The sequence below is a fragment of the Priestia sp. ST2 genome, assembly GCF_055810735.1.
Window position 1 is genome coordinate 1,177,753 of record NZ_JBVVNT010000001.1, and the last position, 17,200, is coordinate 1,194,952.

At 37.2% G+C, this 17,200-nt stretch carries 19 protein-coding genes and 1 pseudogene; 16 read left to right on the top strand and 4 right to left on the bottom strand.

The window, feature by feature from the left end:
• Positions 1-13: 13 nt before the first annotated feature.
• The 7 genes and pseudogenes from eutM to AC0KUU_RS06130 all read left to right on the top strand — a co-directional run.
• Positions 14-307: an ethanolamine utilization microcompartment protein EutM gene (gene eutM / locus AC0KUU_RS06100; protein ID WP_013058365.1), complete on the top strand. Its 294-nt coding sequence runs from the start codon at positions 14-16 to the stop codon at positions 305-307.
• Positions 308-332: 25 nt separating this feature from the next.
• Positions 333-986 (top strand): phosphate propanoyltransferase, encoded by a 654-nt coding sequence (locus AC0KUU_RS06105; protein ID WP_043978256.1) that lies wholly within the window; start codon positions 333-335, stop codon positions 984-986.
• The gene (locus AC0KUU_RS06110; protein WP_043978258.1) at positions 983-1,648 is read left to right on the top strand and encodes a hypothetical protein; all 666 of its coding nucleotides are present in this window, start codon (positions 983-985) and stop codon (positions 1,646-1,648) included. Before AC0KUU_RS06105 ends, AC0KUU_RS06110 begins: the two co-directional genes overlap by 4 nt.
• Positions 1,645-1,929, top strand: a complete 285-nt coding sequence (locus tag AC0KUU_RS06115) for a EutN/CcmL family microcompartment protein (RefSeq protein ID WP_013058362.1) — start codon at positions 1,645-1,647, stop codon at positions 1,927-1,929. Before AC0KUU_RS06110 ends, AC0KUU_RS06115 begins: the two co-directional genes overlap by 4 nt.
• Positions 1,922-2,335: a BMC domain-containing protein gene (locus AC0KUU_RS06120; RefSeq protein ID WP_013084349.1), complete on the top strand. Its 414-nt coding sequence runs from the start codon at positions 1,922-1,924 to the stop codon at positions 2,333-2,335. Before AC0KUU_RS06115 ends, AC0KUU_RS06120 begins: the two co-directional genes overlap by 8 nt.
• Before the next feature lie 35 nt (positions 2,336-2,370).
• Positions 2,371-3,327 carry a malate dehydrogenase gene (gene mdh, locus AC0KUU_RS06125; RefSeq protein WP_013058360.1) on the top strand — a complete coding sequence of 319 codons (957 nt, stop codon included), beginning with the start codon at positions 2,371-2,373 and terminating at the stop codon, positions 3,325-3,327.
• Positions 3,328-3,526: 199 nt separating this feature from the next.
• Positions 3,527-3,706, top strand: a pseudogene (locus tag AC0KUU_RS06130) (IS3 family transposase); the annotation flags it as partial.
• A gap of 47 nt (positions 3,707-3,753) precedes the next feature.
• Here the strand turns inward: AC0KUU_RS06130 and AC0KUU_RS06135 are convergent.
• Positions 3,754-3,963, bottom strand: coding sequence for a hypothetical protein (locus tag AC0KUU_RS06135; protein WP_043978263.1), 210 nt, complete (start codon positions 3,961-3,963; stop codon positions 3,754-3,756).
• Between the two features lie 139 nt (positions 3,964-4,102).
• A complete protein-coding gene (locus AC0KUU_RS06140; protein WP_237074257.1) occupies positions 4,103-5,284 on the bottom strand; it encodes a cation:proton antiporter in 1,182 nt (393 codons plus the stop codon).
• 581 nt (positions 5,285-5,865) lie between these two features.
• Here AC0KUU_RS06140 and AC0KUU_RS06145 point away from each other — a divergent pair.
• The 8 genes from AC0KUU_RS06145 to AC0KUU_RS06180 all read left to right on the top strand — a co-directional run bounded on the left by AC0KUU_RS06145 (position 5,866) and on the right by AC0KUU_RS06180 (position 13,953).
• Entirely contained in the window at positions 5,866-7,134 is a 1,269-nt protein-coding gene (locus tag AC0KUU_RS06145) for a glycosyltransferase (RefSeq protein WP_043980914.1), read from the top strand.
• Positions 7,135-7,331: 197 nt separating this feature from the next.
• Positions 7,332-8,372 (top strand): FUSC family protein, encoded by a 1,041-nt coding sequence (locus tag AC0KUU_RS06150; RefSeq protein WP_237074258.1) that lies wholly within the window; start codon positions 7,332-7,334, stop codon positions 8,370-8,372.
• Between the two features lie 348 nt (positions 8,373-8,720).
• Positions 8,721-9,119, top strand: a complete 399-nt coding sequence (locus AC0KUU_RS06155) for a DoxX family protein (RefSeq protein WP_013084346.1) — start codon at positions 8,721-8,723, stop codon at positions 9,117-9,119.
• 141 nt (positions 9,120-9,260) lie between these two features.
• Complete coding sequence (locus AC0KUU_RS06160; protein ID WP_165574811.1) at positions 9,261-10,199, top strand: ring-cleaving dioxygenase; 939 nt, start codon at positions 9,261-9,263, stop codon at positions 10,197-10,199.
• A gap of 155 nt (positions 10,200-10,354) precedes the next feature.
• On the top strand, positions 10,355-10,921 hold the full coding sequence (locus tag AC0KUU_RS06165) for an NADPH-dependent FMN reductase (RefSeq protein ID WP_043980920.1): 567 nt from the start codon (positions 10,355-10,357) through the stop codon (positions 10,919-10,921).
• Between the two features lie 174 nt (positions 10,922-11,095).
• On the top strand, positions 11,096-11,740 hold the full coding sequence (ycaC, locus tag AC0KUU_RS06170; RefSeq protein WP_025753100.1) for an isochorismate family cysteine hydrolase YcaC: 645 nt from the start codon (positions 11,096-11,098) through the stop codon (positions 11,738-11,740).
• 248 nt (positions 11,741-11,988) lie between these two features.
• Positions 11,989-13,080: a low temperature requirement protein A gene (locus AC0KUU_RS06175; RefSeq protein WP_141235301.1), complete on the top strand. Its 1,092-nt coding sequence runs from the start codon at positions 11,989-11,991 to the stop codon at positions 13,078-13,080.
• A gap of 36 nt (positions 13,081-13,116) precedes the next feature.
• The gene (locus AC0KUU_RS06180) at positions 13,117-13,953 is read left to right on the top strand and encodes an alpha/beta fold hydrolase (protein ID WP_280560072.1); all 837 of its coding nucleotides are present in this window, start codon (positions 13,117-13,119) and stop codon (positions 13,951-13,953) included.
• 353 nt (positions 13,954-14,306) lie between these two features.
• Here the strand turns inward: AC0KUU_RS06180 and AC0KUU_RS06185 are convergent, their stop codons facing one another.
• Positions 14,307-14,924 (bottom strand): methanogen output domain 1-containing protein, encoded by a 618-nt coding sequence (locus AC0KUU_RS06185; RefSeq protein ID WP_043980926.1) that lies wholly within the window; start codon positions 14,922-14,924, stop codon positions 14,307-14,309.
• A gap of 302 nt (positions 14,925-15,226) precedes the next feature.
• The gene (locus AC0KUU_RS06190) at positions 15,227-16,126 is read right to left on the bottom strand and encodes an alpha/beta hydrolase family protein (RefSeq protein ID WP_322552340.1); all 900 of its coding nucleotides are present in this window, start codon (positions 16,124-16,126) and stop codon (positions 15,227-15,229) included.
• A gap of 211 nt (positions 16,127-16,337) precedes the next feature.
• Here AC0KUU_RS06190 and AC0KUU_RS06195 point away from each other — a divergent pair, with 211 nt between their 5' ends.
• Positions 16,338-17,120, top strand: coding sequence for a GNAT family N-acetyltransferase (locus AC0KUU_RS06195; RefSeq protein ID WP_280560070.1), 783 nt, complete (start codon positions 16,338-16,340; stop codon positions 17,118-17,120).
• Positions 17,121-17,200 lie beyond the last annotated feature (80 nt).

Consider the following 17,200-nt stretch of genomic DNA (forward strand, 5'->3'; position numbering starts at 1 on the left):
GGGGGAATTAAAAATGGCAAGAGAACTAACAGCATTAGGAATGATTGAAACAAAAGGATTAGTAGCATCAGTAGAGGCAGCAGACGCAATGGTAAAAGCAGCAAACGTACATTTAGTTGGTAAAGTTCACGTAGGTGGAGGAATTGTAACGGTTTTAGTACGCGGTGACGTAGGCGCGGTAAAAGCAGCGACAGATTCTGGTGCTGCAGCTGCACAGCGTGTTGGAGAACTTATTTCCGTTCATGTTATCCCACGCCCACACAATGAATTAGAAAGTATTTTACCAAAAATTGATAGTGAACTATAAGCTTAAAAAGTTAGGAGCATAGCGCATGAATAAGCAGGCCATTCAATCGATTGTAGCAGAGGTTGTTCAGCAGCTAAGTCAAACAACCAAGCAAAGCAATACAGTCCCAATGGCTGTATCTGCTAGACACTGTCACTTAAGTATAGAAGATGTAGAAGCTCTTTTTGGAGCAGGGTATGAGCTAACAAAAAAATCAGACCTGTCTCAGCCTGGGCAATTTGCAGCTAATGAAACAGTTACCATTGTGGGACCTAAAGGAAGCATCGAAAAGGTGCGAGTCCTTGGTCCAGCAAGGAGTATAACTCAAGTGGAGGTCAGTAAAACAGATTCAATTAAACTTGGTTCTGTTCCTCCACTACGTGAGTCTGGAGATATAAAGAATTCAGAAGCGATTACATTAGTTGGACCAAAGGGTAGCATCTACAAGAAAGAAGGCTTAATCATTGCACGAGCTCATATTCATATGACGCCGGATGATGCTGAAGCTTATGGTGTGAAAAATGGTCAGTGTGTTCGCATTACCGCTCAAGGAGAAAGACCTACTACGCTCGAACGTGTATTAATTCGAGTTTCGCCAAAGTTTAAGCTTGAAATGCATATTGATACAGATGAAGCGAATGCTGGGCTAATTTCTACTGGAGCTACAGGGATTCTTTCTCTATACGAGGAAGCTTTATGAACAATCATGCTCTGATTGAACAAATTGTAGTAGAAGTTTTAAAACGATTAGATAAATCAGACAAGCAGCACCTAAATGTAAAGCCAAAGCTGCTGATCGTGAAAGAGTTGGCGGAAATTGATCTAATTCAAATCAAAAAGTTAGAAACAAGCTGGACACTGGTTTACAGCGATGACCAAAAAGAAAACCTTCCAAAAGATATACAAGGTATTTTATTTGCAGAAGCAAAGCAGGACCTGCTAGTAAAAGGGGCTCTTGGTATGACAGATACACTAGAAAGTTATCTTTTAGCTGAGGCTTTGCTAGAAGGAATTTCTGTTTCACTCATTCCTTCTGTAACTTTAGGAAACGTTTTGCTATCCAGTAATCAAAAAAAAACAGTAAACAATAAGTATGCAGCACATTTAATCGCTTATAAAAATACATTAGAAAGCTTTGGAGTAAAAATCCAATCATTTGAGAGATTTTTGCAATCAGGCTTAAACAGACATTCTGTATCATTTACAGAACGAGTGCTAACCCAAAGACATGTGAAATTAGTAGAAGAAGAAAAAATTACTGTTTCACCTAAAACGATTATCACTCCTTTAGCGCGCGATACAGCAAGAGAATTAGGAAAAGAAATTTGCGTGATAGACGTAGAGGGAGCGGATGTTTTATGAAAATAGGGACAGTAATTGGCAACGTCTGGGCAACAAGAAAAGAAGATAACTTACGCGGTTTAAAGTTTTTAGTTGTTCAACCTGAACTTTTAAATAAATCGAATAACGACTCTTCTTTTATTGCAGTTGATCGTATTGGAGCCGGGATTGGTGATAAGGTAATGGTTACTCAAGGAAGTGCCGCAGCACATATGGCATCCGACACTCCATTACCCATTGATGCAATTATTATCGGGATTATAGATTCTGTTGATATAGAAAGAGGTGGAGAGAATGGCTAAAGCTCTTGGCATGATTGAAACAAGAGGCTTAATAGGTTCAATCGTCGCAGCGGATGCGATGTTAAAATCAGCTGATGTCCGCTTAGTGAAGCAAGAAAAAGTGGATGCAGCCCTTGTAACAGTGTTAGTTGAAGGTGATGTTAGTGCAGTACAAGCAGCTGTAGATATGGGAAAAGAAGAAGCGGCTCGCGTTGGAGAATTAGTGTCAGCGCATGTAATTCCCCATCCTGATGAAGAGGTTGGAAATAGCCTATTAAAAGATGAAAATAAAGAATCGCAGTCAAAGGAGACACCTAAAGACAATAAAGCGACTAAAAAATCATCTGCTGCTAAAACAAAATCCAGTATTCAATATAAAGCAAAAGCAGATTCTGCTGCTGTAGAAGAAGATCAAAAAGTAGAATAACATACATATAAACGACGGAGAACGGGGGATAAATCATGGCATTTAAGCGTAAAAAAATAGCTGTAATTGGAGCGGGATTTACAGGAGCCACAGCAGCATTAATGATGGCACAAAAAGAACTTGGAGACGTAGTGTTAGTTGATATTCCTTCCCAGACTAACCCGACTAAAGGAAAAGCACTTGATATGTTAGAGGCAAGCCCAGTCCAAGGATTTGACGCTAATATTAAGGGAACATCTAGCTATGAGGACATTCAGGATGCAGATTTAGTATTAATTACTGCAGGACTTCCAAGAAAACCGGGAATGAGCCGTGATGACCTAGTCTCAACAAACGCAAAGATTATGAAAGAAGTATCGGAAAATGTAAAAAAGCATGCACCAAACAGTTATATTATTGTATTAAGTAATCCAGTTGATGCAATGACATACGTTTGTTATAAGACTACGGGGTTCCCTAAGAATAGAGTAATAGGCCAATCTGGTGTATTAGATACAGCCCGCTTTAATACATTTGTGGCTCAAGAATTAAATATCTCTGTTGAAGATGTATCAGGATTTGTTTTAGGGGGCCACGGAGATGATATGGTACCATTAGTTCGTTATTCGTATGCCGGAGGAATTCCACTTGATAAAATCATTTCACCTGAACGTATAGAAGCGATTGTAGAGCGAACCCGCAAAGGTGGAGGAGAAATCGTTAACCTGCTTGGAAATGGAAGTGCCTATTATGCTCCTGCTGCTTCTATGGTTCAAATGGCAGAAGCAATCCTAAAGGATAAGAAGCGAATTCTCCCTTCTGTAGCTTATCTAGAAGGGGAATATGGCTGTAATAACCTTTACCTAGGTGTACCCACAATTCTAGGAGGAGATGGAATTGAACATATCATTGAACTTCCTTTAACGGAAAAGGAAAATGAAGGGCTAAAACGTTCAATCGAATCCGTACAAAGCGTTATGGCTATCTTAGAGTCTTCAGAAGTATTCAGCTAAACCAGCCTTTAGTCAAAGCAAAACATAAAATAGCTTTTAAAACCCTTTAGCTGCTCGGGACTGCCCCCATGAATGAGACAAATAAAAAACACCTTTAAGTTAAAAAACAGGTATGTAGTACCTAACAATAACCTAGAGGTGTTTTTTCTATGGGAGCAAGAGTGAGCTATCCAGTAGAAGTGAAATTAAAAGCAATTGAATTGAATCGTTTCATTCCAGCCTGAAGTCTGAAACATTTTACCTCGATGAGTTAACATGTACTACGACTAACATCGTAGAACAAACTGTCGAAAGCTATATTATTTATTATAACCATATCCGTATTCAAACAAAACTAAATAACCAGTCACCGGTACAATACCGAAAACTGGCTGTTTAAAAGGTGTTTTGATCCTTGTCTCGAAATCAGGGGCCCTTCCCATATAACTAAGTGCTTTTTGGTGAATGATGAGCAAGTTTCTTTTTCAACGGTAGAACAATCATAAAAACGCCTATGATACTTAATATGCTCTCTAGAACGTAGAATTGATGTTCTTTTATATATCCCATAACGCATTGGCTACCAAAGATCAGAAATAAAACAGCTCCTAAATAAAACGAAGGATTTTTAATACACCAACTCATTTTTGATTCCATCTAATTCCTCCTTGTACGCTGTCTATCGCGTATTTATTGTATGTCTACTAAGAAAGGAGTAAGGTTGCTTCTTATGGATCTACGAGTGGGTGTAAGAAAAGTTTCAAAAATAACATCAACTCTCTTTTAGTATAGGCGTTTATTTTACATTCAAAAATGAAACTAATTTTTTTAGTGTTGTTCCTTGAACAAGAAGAGAAAAGACTACATTACTAAATGTCATGGCTAATAACAGATTTTTCCCTTCAAATTCGGGTGTAATGCCTAAAACAAGCGCAATTGAAAGAGAGCCTTTTAACCCTCCCCACGAAATAATAGGTTTCCATGAAGTTGGAATGGATTTATCAAAAGCTAAGCTTATATAGACAGCGAGAAAACGTGCTAAAAGAACAATAAGAATACTTCCAACGATAAGCCATCCTTTATCTAAAAAATCAATACGACTCACTTCTAACCCTACCAGTAAGAAAATAAGTGCATTAGAGAGAAAAGCAATCGTTTCCCAAAAGGAATTCACTTTTTCATGTGTTAGATCTGACATACCTACGTTTCGTCCATAAGTTCCTAAGATTACGCCACCTACTACTACAGATATTACCCCAGAAACATCAAAGTGTTCAGCTAGCTGAAACGTACCATAAAATAGAACCATCGATAATCCAGTCTCCACTAAATAATGATCAATCTTAGATGTAATACGAGAAGCTAATAAACCAAACACTCCACCAATCAATATGCCTCCACTTACAACTTTCAGAAATTCAAGCAGCGCATTCAATGTACCTGTTAAGCTCAAGGCAGTAGTTACCACAGCAATTTGAAATAGTACAACAGCAACTCCGTCATTTGCTAAACTTTCTCCTTCGACTACAATGGAGAGACGCTTGTTTAGGCCCATTGACTTAAAAATACTTAGAACGGATACAGGGTCAGTAGCTGCCATAAGTGCACCGAAAATTAAGGCTTCTTGTAAAGAAAGGTGCAAGAAAAAATAAGTAGAAGCAGCAACTAGTAAGAAGGTAAGAAATGTGCCTAAAAAAGCTAATAAAGAAATAGATTTCTTATTACGTTTTAGTTCATCAAAAGGCAGTTTAAGTGCTGCATCCCCTAACAAAGCTGATAAAAAGATAAAAATAACGGTCGTTTGAAACACGGTATCATTGGCTGCATAACTTTTTATTTCTCCCAATGCAGGAATTGGTACCAAACCAATGATTAATCCTATTACTACAAGGAAAGTGGGATAAGGTTGTTTCATTTTTTCTGCGATAAATATTACACCTACAGCGATAGCTAATAAAATAATCCAATATGTAACCATTCTTATGCTCCTTTGTCTCTTTAAAACTAAAATTATGCTTCATGTGCCAAGTATTGGTAAGGGTATATTCTCTTTAGGGATAGGTTTCTGTTCACCTGGAGAGATGTACTGCTTTACTAATTTTTGTTTCAATAATGCGCGATCCTTATAACTTTGTTTATTATAGATGATATTTTCCTAAGGTATCATTAATAAGTAATAAATTACTTATATAATGCTAAATAATATCAATTTGAATACAACTTCAATCATAGAAAAGTAAGTTTGTGCTTACAAACATGCAAGAAGAGAAAGGCTGTTTCCTCTTAGTGAGGAAACAACCTTTAACATAGCTTACATACATTATGTGTAATATAAAGTTTCCCTCAAACAAAAGATATAAATGCCGATTTAAAAATAAATCGTAAACCTTTTAAAGCTACTTGATTGTGAATGCAAGAACTATCGCAAATCGTAAGACATTATCATTTAACTTAACGAAATCAAAAATTAAATAAATAAGAAAAATTCATACATAAGCTAAAATATAGTTGCAGCAAAACAAAAAAATTAAGTTATTATTTATTGTGGGGGTGAAAATTATGAAAGTAGCAATTTTAACGTTAGGCAGTAGAGGAGATGTACAGCCTTATATTGCACTTGCTCGAGAAATGATTAAGAATGGGCATGAAGTAGTTATTTGTACAGGTGCGACGTTTCAACGTTTTATTGAAGAAAATAGGGTTTCTTTTCATCCCACTTCTACTGATTTGATGGCAATAATGGAGAGCGAGGAAGGAAGAGATATACTTAATGGTAAAAGGTTTTCACCTTTTAAGATAATGAAGTTTTTAAAAGAAAAAATTGCTCCATCCTACAGAAAAAGTATGGATGATTTTTATCAGGCTTCCCAAGGAGCAGATTTAATCATTTATCATCCTAAAGCTCTTGGTGCGGTTGATATTGCTCTATACTATCATATTCCTTGCATTTGCTTACCGCCCGTTCCAATTATGTATCCAATTACAGAGTTCCCAAATTTCTCTTTATCATCGAAAAAAAGCTTTGGCTCTACATTAAATAGATTATCCTACAAGCTAATAAAATTCAGTGAATACCCTTTTATGAAAGAAATTAACGATTTTAGAGAAAAAACGTTAAAACTTCCAAAGAGAAAAGCAGGACTTTACACATATGACGTAAACGGTGTACCTATTTCTATACTTTATCCGATTAGTCCTTTTCTTTTCAAAGAAGTAGAGAGTTGGAAAGGTTCTGTATTTCTATCAGGGTTTTTCTTTTTAGATGTAGAGAAAGAGATGTTACCCAATGAAATAGAAAAATTTCTAGAAAAAGGAAAGAAGCCTATTGTAGTATCATTTAGTTCTATGCCTTTAAAGAGTCCGTCAATTTTTAAACAAAAGTTAGTTCAGGCATTAAGGGAGACGGACAATCGCGCAATAGTGTTAACAGGAACAAGCGGTATGAAGTTTAATCAACAAGAGAATATACTTGCCGTTAAAGATGCATCCCATAGACTTTTATTTAAACGTGCTAAAGGCATTATTCATCATGGAGGTGTTGGAACAATGTCTGAAGCTTTACTGAGTGGCGTACCACAAATTATCATTCCGTTTACAGTGGATCAACCGTTTTGGGCAAATCTCCTCTATAAAAAAGGGTATTCACTAAAGCCGTTACAAGAAAAAAATCTCCAGGTATTCGAATTGGTTCAGGCGTTAGAACAAGTAGAAAATAAAGAGTATATTGAAAACGCTCAACAAATAAAAAGCATCATTCAATTGGAAAATGGTGTATACCAAGCGGTGAAACATATAGAAAGCGTAGTACATAAATTGCGGGATAAATAGATGGGTTGAAGGATAGCTAAACAGCAAGTATGTGTTTTAAGAGAAGGGTCTTATTCAATCAACTCTTATATATGAAAACGGCTTTGTTTGTAATAAAGTTACCTTCTCCAGTCAATAGTAAGTAACGGCAGGAAGTGACTGTAAGTTGGCTTACATACATAGGTGTAGAAGAGCACTTTTTAAATAAAGGAGTTTTTATGGATATAAATAAGGGAAAGCAAAAGCTCGAACTAATAAAAGGATTAATACTTATAGCCAAAATATCTATAGCTTCGGGTGTATCGTGGGAACTGGCAAAAATGTTAGGCTCTAAACATCCTTATTTGGCGCCTTTAACCGTGATTCTTTCTATTCAAGAAACCATCCAGCATTCTGCTGTGTATGCTTTTTATCGAATTATCGGCACTCTTTTTGGAATTGCTGCTACGATTTTTATCATTAAACATTTAGAAGTAAACGGGTGGACAATAGGATTATTATTAACAATGGGAATGGTGCTTCCTGTTGTACTAAGGCTACATAAGACGATCATTCATCAAATTGCTCTTACCATTTTATTAGTTTTTGTATTCGTTCATAAAACAAATTATTATGTCTCTGATCGAATAAGAGATACGATCATAGGAGCTCTTGTCGCTATTATAATCCATATCATAATTGTTCCTCCAAATTACGTAAAAGAAGCTCGCAGAACCTTGACCCAATTTGGAATAGACCTTGGACAATTATTTAAAAAGGCGGCTTATTGGGTAAACAATAACTGCGAATTCGTTGAGGGCGAAAATTTAATAGATGATACAACTAACCTGCTTCAGGAACTTCATCAGGTTGAAAAGGAATTCGAAAAAGCAGAGAAGAGTTTAAGGTTGAACCCATTTGGCAGAAATAAAAAGCAGCAGTTAAAACAAAACGAACAATTCCTTTTTCAACTGAAGCATGGCTACACCTATATTTCAGGTGTGCTCACTACATTTAATGACTGGTCCGAAACGAATTCTCTACCCACAGTTGATCGGCAAAAATGGGCTGTTCAACTACAAGTATTAGGAGAATACGTCACAAAACAAGCTAATCAAAACTTAGAAAATCACGCTATAAACAAATCATCTTTGGATTTACTGGATCTGTCTTCAATTCCTTTACAAATCCGTATCCCACCTGAATTAGAGTCCCACCGACATCAATTAAGTCTATATAATGATACGCTTAAATTAATTGATAAATTAGGAACAAAATGATACTAATTCAAGTGATGTAGATATCCCTTTTATAAATGGGGTGATAACTGCAGTATCTGGTTATTGAACGATACATGCATAGTAGAAGAGGAAAAGAAGTTACCAAGGGGTGACTTCTTTTTTTATTCAATAAATAATACAATTTAGCTTTTATATTTTCCGTTCCCGTGCTCATATCCATATAAAATCATGAATATGTTTTTAATACGTCGTTAAGCGTTTCAGCTAACTACAAAAAAATATAAAAATTTATATTGACAGTGGAATCATATGGTTTTATAATTATACTTAATTCAAGATATTTTAATTCGAGATTTTAAAGTGATGAAAAAATAGGAGGAATAAAAAATGGTGAGCATTGGTTTATTGTTAATACGTTTAGTCATTGGATTATCTTTTATGGCACATGGAACTCAGAAATTATTTGGATGGTTTGGCGGCCACGGCTTAAAAGGAACGGGCGGCTGGTTTGAATCCATCGGAATGAAGCCAGGTGTTAGAATGGCGTTAATGGCTGGATTATCCGAGCTAGTAGGCGGAGCTTTATTTGCTGCAGGACTTCTTACACCGCTAGGAGCGCTTTTGATTGCGGGAACAATGGTCATGGCAATTGTGAAAGTACACGGTCCGAATGGATACTGGGCAACACAAAATGGGTATGAATATAACCTTACGCTTTTAGTTGTAGCAATCGGTGTAGCAATTGCAGGACCAGGTTATTATGCACTAGATACTTTTATTTTCTAAAAGAGAAAATGGGTTGAATAAGAAAGACGCTTTTATTTTTTGACCAATATCTCGAATTCGAGATATTTATGATAAATAGTTGTAATTTTAAGAGGGATAACGGAACATATGACGAAAAATGTATCGAAGGAGATGGTAGTAATGAGTAAAAAAACAGCGGGTATTCATCATATCACGGCGATTGTAGGTCATCCTCAAGAAAATGTTGATTTCTATGCGGGCGTGTTAGGATTACGCTTGGTCAAACAAACGGTAAACTTTGATGATCCAGGAACTTATCATCTTTACTTTGGGAATGAAGGGGGAAAACCTGGAACGATTATTACATTCTTCCCGTGGGCAAATGCACGACAAGGAAAAATAGGTGACGGGCAAGTTGGCGTAACTTCCTATGTGGTGCCAAAAGGTGCGATGGACTTTTGGGAACAGCGATTAGCTAAGTTTGGGGTTCCAGCTACAAAGATGGAGCGATTTGGAGAACAGTATTTAGAGTTTGACGACCCTCATGGTTTACATCTAGAGATTGTGGAAAGAGAAGAAGGAGAAAAGAATACGTGGCAAGTCGGTGAAATTAAACCTGAAGTGGCTATTAAAGGATTCGGAGGGGCTACGTTATTATCTGTTAAGCCTCATGAAACAGCTCAGTTATTAGAAAGCGTAATGGGTCTACAAAAAGTAGGGCAAGAAGGAGATTTTATACGTTTTCAATCATCAGCTGACATCGGAAATGTGATTGATTTAAAATTAACAACCATTGGACGCGGGCAAATGGGCGTTGGAACGGTTCACCATATTGCATGGCGAGCAAAAGATGATGAAGATCAATTAGAATGGCAGAAATACGTAGCCGACAGCGGATACGGAGTAACGGCTGTTCGAGATCGAAATTACTTTAATGCGATTTATTTTAAGGAGCACGGAGAAATTCTATTTGAAATTGCAACAGATCCTCCAGGCTTTGCTCATGATGAGTCACTTGAAACAATGGGAGAAAAACTCATGCTGCCTGAACAGTACGAAACCCATCGAGATCAAATTGAAAGAGCTTTGATTCCTTTTGAAGTGAGAGAATTAGACTAAATTTTACTAAAAGAATTCTTTTAGTAATAGTAAAACGCTAGTTCAATCCCGAATTAGGTATAAAGAAGGAATTAATTTATCTATATATAAAACTAATATCTATATTTGAAACACCGTGGTAATATGAAATTAATTCCAAGTAAGGAGGTGAATAGATGACGAAAACTATTGGTCTTATTTGTGGAAGCTTACGAAAGAATTCGTATAACCGAATGATTGCTGAGTCATTGACTACATTAGATGACTCAGCTCAATATCGCTGGATTGAAATAAGCAGCCTGCCTTTTTTTAATGAAGATTTAGAAGCTGACGGATCACCAGAATCTGTCGCATCCTTTAGAGCTGCGATTCAAGATGTTGACGGCGTTATTATAGTTAGTCCAGAGTACAATTCAGGAATTCCCGGAGTGTTAAAAAATGCCTTGGACTGGGCATCAAGACCTCGGACCTCTTCTGTTTTGAACAGAAAACCAGTTGGCCTAATTGGAGCAACTCCAGGAGGCTTCGGTACGGCTTTTGCTCAAATGCAAACGAGAGAAGTACTGGAAGCTATGCAAGTCAACGTTTTGCCATTTCAAAAAATGCTGATTTCGCAAGTTCATGAAAAAGTTGATGCTCAACAAAAAGTACTAACCGATGAATCAACAAAACGTTATCTTCAACGCTACCTACAGCAGTTCATTCATTGGATTGATCAAGCGCCTGTTCCTGTTCTAGATTAAGAGAGAGAACACACCTCACGAACCTTCACCTCAGAAATAGCTTTTCTTTCTGTACATGTTTTACCTAACAGATCATAAATGAAATCCAAAAAACCGTTGGAATTATAGACCGCTTGTAAGGAATGGAAGAGGTACATGTATCCTTACTTGCCTTAATTTAAGGAGGATTATAAAATGTCTGATCTTTACTCTCGCCTTTCAAAAGATGATGCTGCCGTGCTTTTAGTTGACCACCAAACGGGGCTTATTTCTGGCCTTGTACGTGACTATGGTGTTGATGAATTTAAAAACAACGTATTAGCTCTTGGTGATACGGCTAAATTCTTTGATTTACCGGTTATTTTAACAACTAGCTTTGAAAATGGACCCAACGGCCCGCTCATGCAAGAACTCGTTGATCTGTTTCCTAATGCGCCAAAAATAGCTCGTCCTGGACAAATTAACGCGTGGGACAACGAAGAGTTTGTTAAAGCCATTAAAGCGACCGGGAAAAAACAGCTGATTATCGCCGGTGTAGTGACAGATGTCTGCGTTGCTTTTCCTGCACTTTCTGCCATTAAAGCAGGCTACGAAGTGTTTGTTGTGACGGATGCTTCCGGAACGTTTAATAAGCAAGTGGCAGATGCAGCATTAACGCGTATGGCTCACGGGGGCGCACAGCTTATGAACTGGTTTAGCGTAGCGTGCGAGCTTCAGCGTGACTGGCGCAACGACGTTGAAGGTTTTGGCAACTTAATTTCTAGTCATCTTCCTGGTTATCAAAACTTAATGGGCAGCTATAGAGGAGCTCAGCGCGATTTCAGCAAGCAGAGTGTCTAATAACATAGCATGCTAAAGGTCGTTCTCTTTACATATAAGACATGAAAGTAGAATGGCATCTGTGGATCATTTATGTGACGGAGAAAACGTAACGACATAAAAGTAATTGTTAGATAGGTGAGCCGACTGATGAACAGCTGGCTCACCTATCTTTTACTACGCTACCTGTCATGAAATATGCGTCTCTTGTATATAAAATAAAGTATATTAACGACAGCTTGATAGATGATAGGAAGGGATGCGGAGTAGTGGAAGAAAAAAAAGTTACGTGGCTGGAGCTTTTTTATGATTTGTTATTTGTGGCAGCCGTTGCGACTGCTACGCATGTTTTGCTTCACGTTGAACAAGGGTATATTCATGGAGAGTATTTGTTAAAGTTTGTACTGATCTTTATTCCGATATGGTGGGCGTGGACGGGACAAACGATGTTTATCAATCGATTTGGACAAGATTTTTTGCATCAGCGCATCTTTATGATTCTTCAAATGCTGTTTGTTCTTATCATGATCTCAAGCTTGTCCGTAGATTTTGATCAATATTACGTGTCTTTTTTGATTGGCTATATCGGGCTAAGAGCGTTAACCTCGATTCAATATCTTATTGTCCAAAAATTTGAACAGAGTGAGAGAAAAAAAGTTGCTGTGTTTTTAGGAACATGCTTTGGAATTGGGATTGTTATCTCGCTTCTGTCGCTCTTTTTTGATTCATGGGTCCGCTACGCCGTGTTATATACAGGAATTGCAGTGGACATGATTTTACCTATTTTAGGACATAAGCGACTAGCGAAATTACCGACCAACACGGCTCATTTGTTAGAACGCTTTGCGTTACTAACATTAATTTTGTTTGGAGAATCCGTTGTCAGCATTCTTGCTGTGATACAGCCACAAAAAGGGGACTGGAATACCATTTTATTTTCGGTTATTTCATTTGTCCTGATCATCGCCATGTGGTGGCAGTACTTTGAGAACGTAGAAAAGAAAGTGAACAAGTCTATTCAAAGAGCCGGACAAACGATTATTTACGGACACTTACTTATCCTCATGTCTCTAAGCATGATTGCAGCATCGATTAAGCTCATGTTTTTACATGAAGTTCAGTACACATTCAGCTTATATTTTGTATTCGGATCCGTGCTGCTTTACTTCATGGCAACCACTCTTGTTTTTCACCAGTATAGATTCGAAGAACATCGTTTGAAAGTGTATCATTTAGGCTTGTTTTTAGGGATTTTAGCTGTGTTTTTTATTATTAACTTACTTTTAGTCGTCCCGAACACCCTCATCATAGGAGAGTTAGCCATCTTTTTTATTATCTACGCTAGGTTTACGACCACTTAACCAAATAAAGAACGACTATATACTGGAGGTAGCGAAATGGCAAAAATTAATGTAGGAACAGAAAATGAAGCACCTGTTGAACTATACTACGAGGATCACGGGACAGGAAAGCCGGTTGTCTTAATTCACGGCTGGCCGCTAAGCGGACGGTCTTGGGAATATCAAGTTCCGGCTCTTGTTGAGGCTGGATACAGAGTCATAACGTATGACCGCCGAGGATTCGGAAAGTCTTCTCAGCCATGGGACGGCTACGATTATGAAACATTCGCTGCTGATTTACATCAGCTGCTAGAACATTTGAATTTGAAAAATGTGACGCTAGTCGGGTTTTCAATGGGCGGCGGAGAAGTAGCTCGTTATGTAGGAACTTACGGAACAGATAGAGTAGAAAAAGCTGTATTTGCAGGAGCTGTACCACCATTTCTTTATAAGTCAGAAGATCATCCTGAAGGAGCATTAGATGATGCAGGAATCCAAGAATTTGAAAACGGCGTAAAAAATGATCGCTTAGCTTTCCTTGATGATTTTACAAAAACATTTTTTGGGGTTGAAGACGGAAATGACTTAGTCAGCGAACCATTTCGACTTTACAACCGGGATATTGCAGCAGCCGCATCGCCTAAAGGGACACTAGACTGTATAGCTGCTTTCAGCAAAACGGATTTCAGAGACGATCTAGCCAAGTTTACAATACCTACTCTTATTATTCACGGTGATGCAGACGAAATTGTTCCATTCGAATATAGCGGAAAGCGAACGCATGAAGCCATTTCTGGTTCCAAGTTAGCTTTAATAAAAGGCGGTCCGCACGGCTTAAATGCCACGCATGCACACGAATTTAACGAAGCGCTGCTGTCATTTTTAAAAGACTAAATATAAATGATTATTTTGTAAGTGAAAATCTGACGTATGAATAGGAAAAGCGAAAAGAAGTTGCCGGAGGGCGCTTCTTTTTTATCAGTTCATGCAATTAACAAAGGCATTCTGATCGCTCCAAGGATTCTTTAGGGTGACGCATCTGATTCTTAAGCATAAGATTACAAATAAAATCCCTAAATAGCTATAATAACTTTTACTTTATTTTTTCTGCTTACCATAATAATTAAAATGAGTGATAAAAACAAAGAGCAAACCTTTAATTAAAGGCTGCTCTTTGTTTTGTACGTCTTGTTTTGCTTCTCTAACTAGAACAAAATGTCTTAATAGTTAAGTGTGGTAATACAATGCTATTTACGTAATTCTTCTAATTCCGCAAGAAGGGTTTCAATCATTTCATCGCTTCTTCGAAGTTCTTGATTAAGCATATGAATCGTTTCCTCTTCCCAATTGAAGGGGTTCCCATAAGAAGGGGTAATAGGAAGATCTTCATACACATCTCCATTTTCTTCACTGTGCTTTGTAAAATATATAGCAACTTCACACATTGGATGACCAAGAGCAATACGCTGACGCAAGCTCACTTTTCCATAGCCGAATTTCCGAGCTGCAATTCCTCCAAACACACTAGATGTCATCTTACATAAATGAGGAGCATCCTGTACGACGTCACCAAATGGACATTGAGTAGCGCTTACAACCACATGGTCTGGATAAACGGACACAATTTCAAAGTGACCTCCAATTGAATTTTTAAGGTCAATTATAACTTCTGCATATTCTTCTACCGTCCACTTTTCATGCTTATCGCTATAAAAGTCTTCCATCCATTCTCCAGTACGAATACCAATTTGTTTAATATATTCTTCAGCTACGGGACCTACCGTTTTTTCATGAATCATTGCGTACTGTGTAATAAGTTTAGACAAAAATACATGTCCGCTTAGCTGACCTTTTTTTAAAGCCATATTGTAAATCCCCCTTTTGTTTTGTAAAAGAGCAAAAATATCAATTCAATAGGCAGCACTTTTTCTATATATCTTTATTTCTTAATTATTACAGATTAATAAGATCGCGTGTTATGTTTTTTGAATTTAAAAATATTTTTTGTAAATACTGGCTTCTTTTTAAAAAGAAAGAAGGAGACTAGCATCATGGACCTTATAGGAAATAAAAATCCCTTAGAAGCTCATCAGTTTCTAAGAGATTTTAACTGCTCTTTCTAGATATAATTGCTTCAAAAGAAAAGGTGGTACAACTCACTAATCTGTTAAAAAGGACCTAATAAAAAGTTCAATATAGTGTTTTGCAGGTCCTCATGAAACTCTTTACGATTAAAGCCTGCCGGGTCCTGAGAGGGAAGAAAGGTAGGAGATTTCATAAAGTCGGGAAATGGGCTGAGAAATGAAAAATGCCCTCCATTTTCTACAACGATATGCTGAACTTTTTCCGAATCAGAAACCCCATTTAACACAAATTCCCCGTGAAAAGAAGGAGTAATCGTATCCTTTTCGCCTGTAATCATTAAAATAGGTATATTCACGTCTTCAAGAGCGCCTTTTTCCCTGAACCATCCGGCGGCTGGCGCTAAAAGAATAAGTGATTGAACCCGCTTATCATGAGTAATAGATAAACAATAAGGCTTTTGATCAGGAGATTCAGAAGGAAAAGAAGTGGGAACTCCACCTGCTACAGCAAGAGCCGTATATCCTCCCATTGAATGGCCAATAAGAGAAATATTATTTGATTTAATGGATGGAGAAAAGGAACTTTCTTTTAAAAACCAATCGATTACAGTACGTATATGGATAGGCCGATTTTTTAGGTTATCTATTGTTCCAGACAGCGTATTATCCTCTCGATTATTAAAGAGATGCTGCGGTATTCCTACAATAAAACCATTACGTGCTAAAAACTGGGCAATGGTTCGATAAGCAAGAGGCGTGCTTCCATCTCCATGAGAAATAATGACTAAAGGAAATGATCCATTTGAAAGCGGAGCATCTTGCGCAGCGCTTATCGTGTAAGGTCCTATCTTTTCAACTTGTTCTTCTTTATATGTAGGATACATAATAAGGAGAGGCAAGGCGTGTTCATTTGCTTGATCTTCTATATCTACGAATTGACATCCGGCATAAAATGACTGTCTTTCAAGTTTTCTTATTTGCACTTATATACTCCTCCTTACTTTTAACAATCTTTATTATAACAAACTTCTATATGAAATTTTTTTTGATTTAGCCCTCCTGAAAAAGAGTAATCAACCTTTATTTTAATTATTCCTCGGGCTGTTGTTATATCGATAAAGCACGTTATGATAACTAAATCTGTGCATGCACTTATATAATGAAGACAGTGATATTTATTAAGGGGGAAATCAAATGCATTGTTTAGAACCAAAAGATTATTACAAGATAAACAATATGTTAGAAGCGTCATTTAAGACTCCTACATTTGCTTTTTCTGTCGTTAATCATGTCATTCCAGGATCTGTGTACGTAAATGATATGATGAGTCCATCATCAGGATTTCTTAGAATAGGTGCAGGTGACTATTATGTATTTGGACAAGGCAATGACGAGGTATTTAATAACTTTATCTATCGTTATTTTGTTGAGAACGTGTATGGTAAGGAGAAGCGGTTTACGGTTTTTACTCCATCCACTGACTGGGAAACTGTTTTTGACGAAACTTTCAAAACGTATGTAAAGAAAATGACGCGTTCTAAGTATAGGTTTCTTTCTTCAAAAGTTCATTCTACGCACAGCCTGTCCAATCTCTATGAGTTAAAAGATTTTAACGCTGATTCTTTAAAGAAAAGTGAGAATTTCAATGAATCATATATAGTGGAGTACTGGGGATCAGAGAGTAATTTTCTGAAAAACGGATTAGGAGTTTGTCTAATCCATAAAGAAGAGATTATCGCTGAATGTGTGTCCATTTTTCATAGTGGAACCATAGCTGAAATTGATATTGTGACTAACCCTAACTATAGAGGCCAAGGATTAGGAAAGATAGTGGGCCAGGCATTTATAAATAAATGTTTAGAAAAAAACGTTATGCCTGCTTGGGATTGCGATAATCACAATAAAGCATCGAAAGCACTAGCCAATAAACTTGGGTTTTCGAATGAAGAGGATTACGCTTTATATGTATTAAAATGAAAAGAGAATGAGACATAAATAAATCAATACAATCTACAGACGAACGAATGGAATGCATGAGCGAATGGCTTGTTACACTG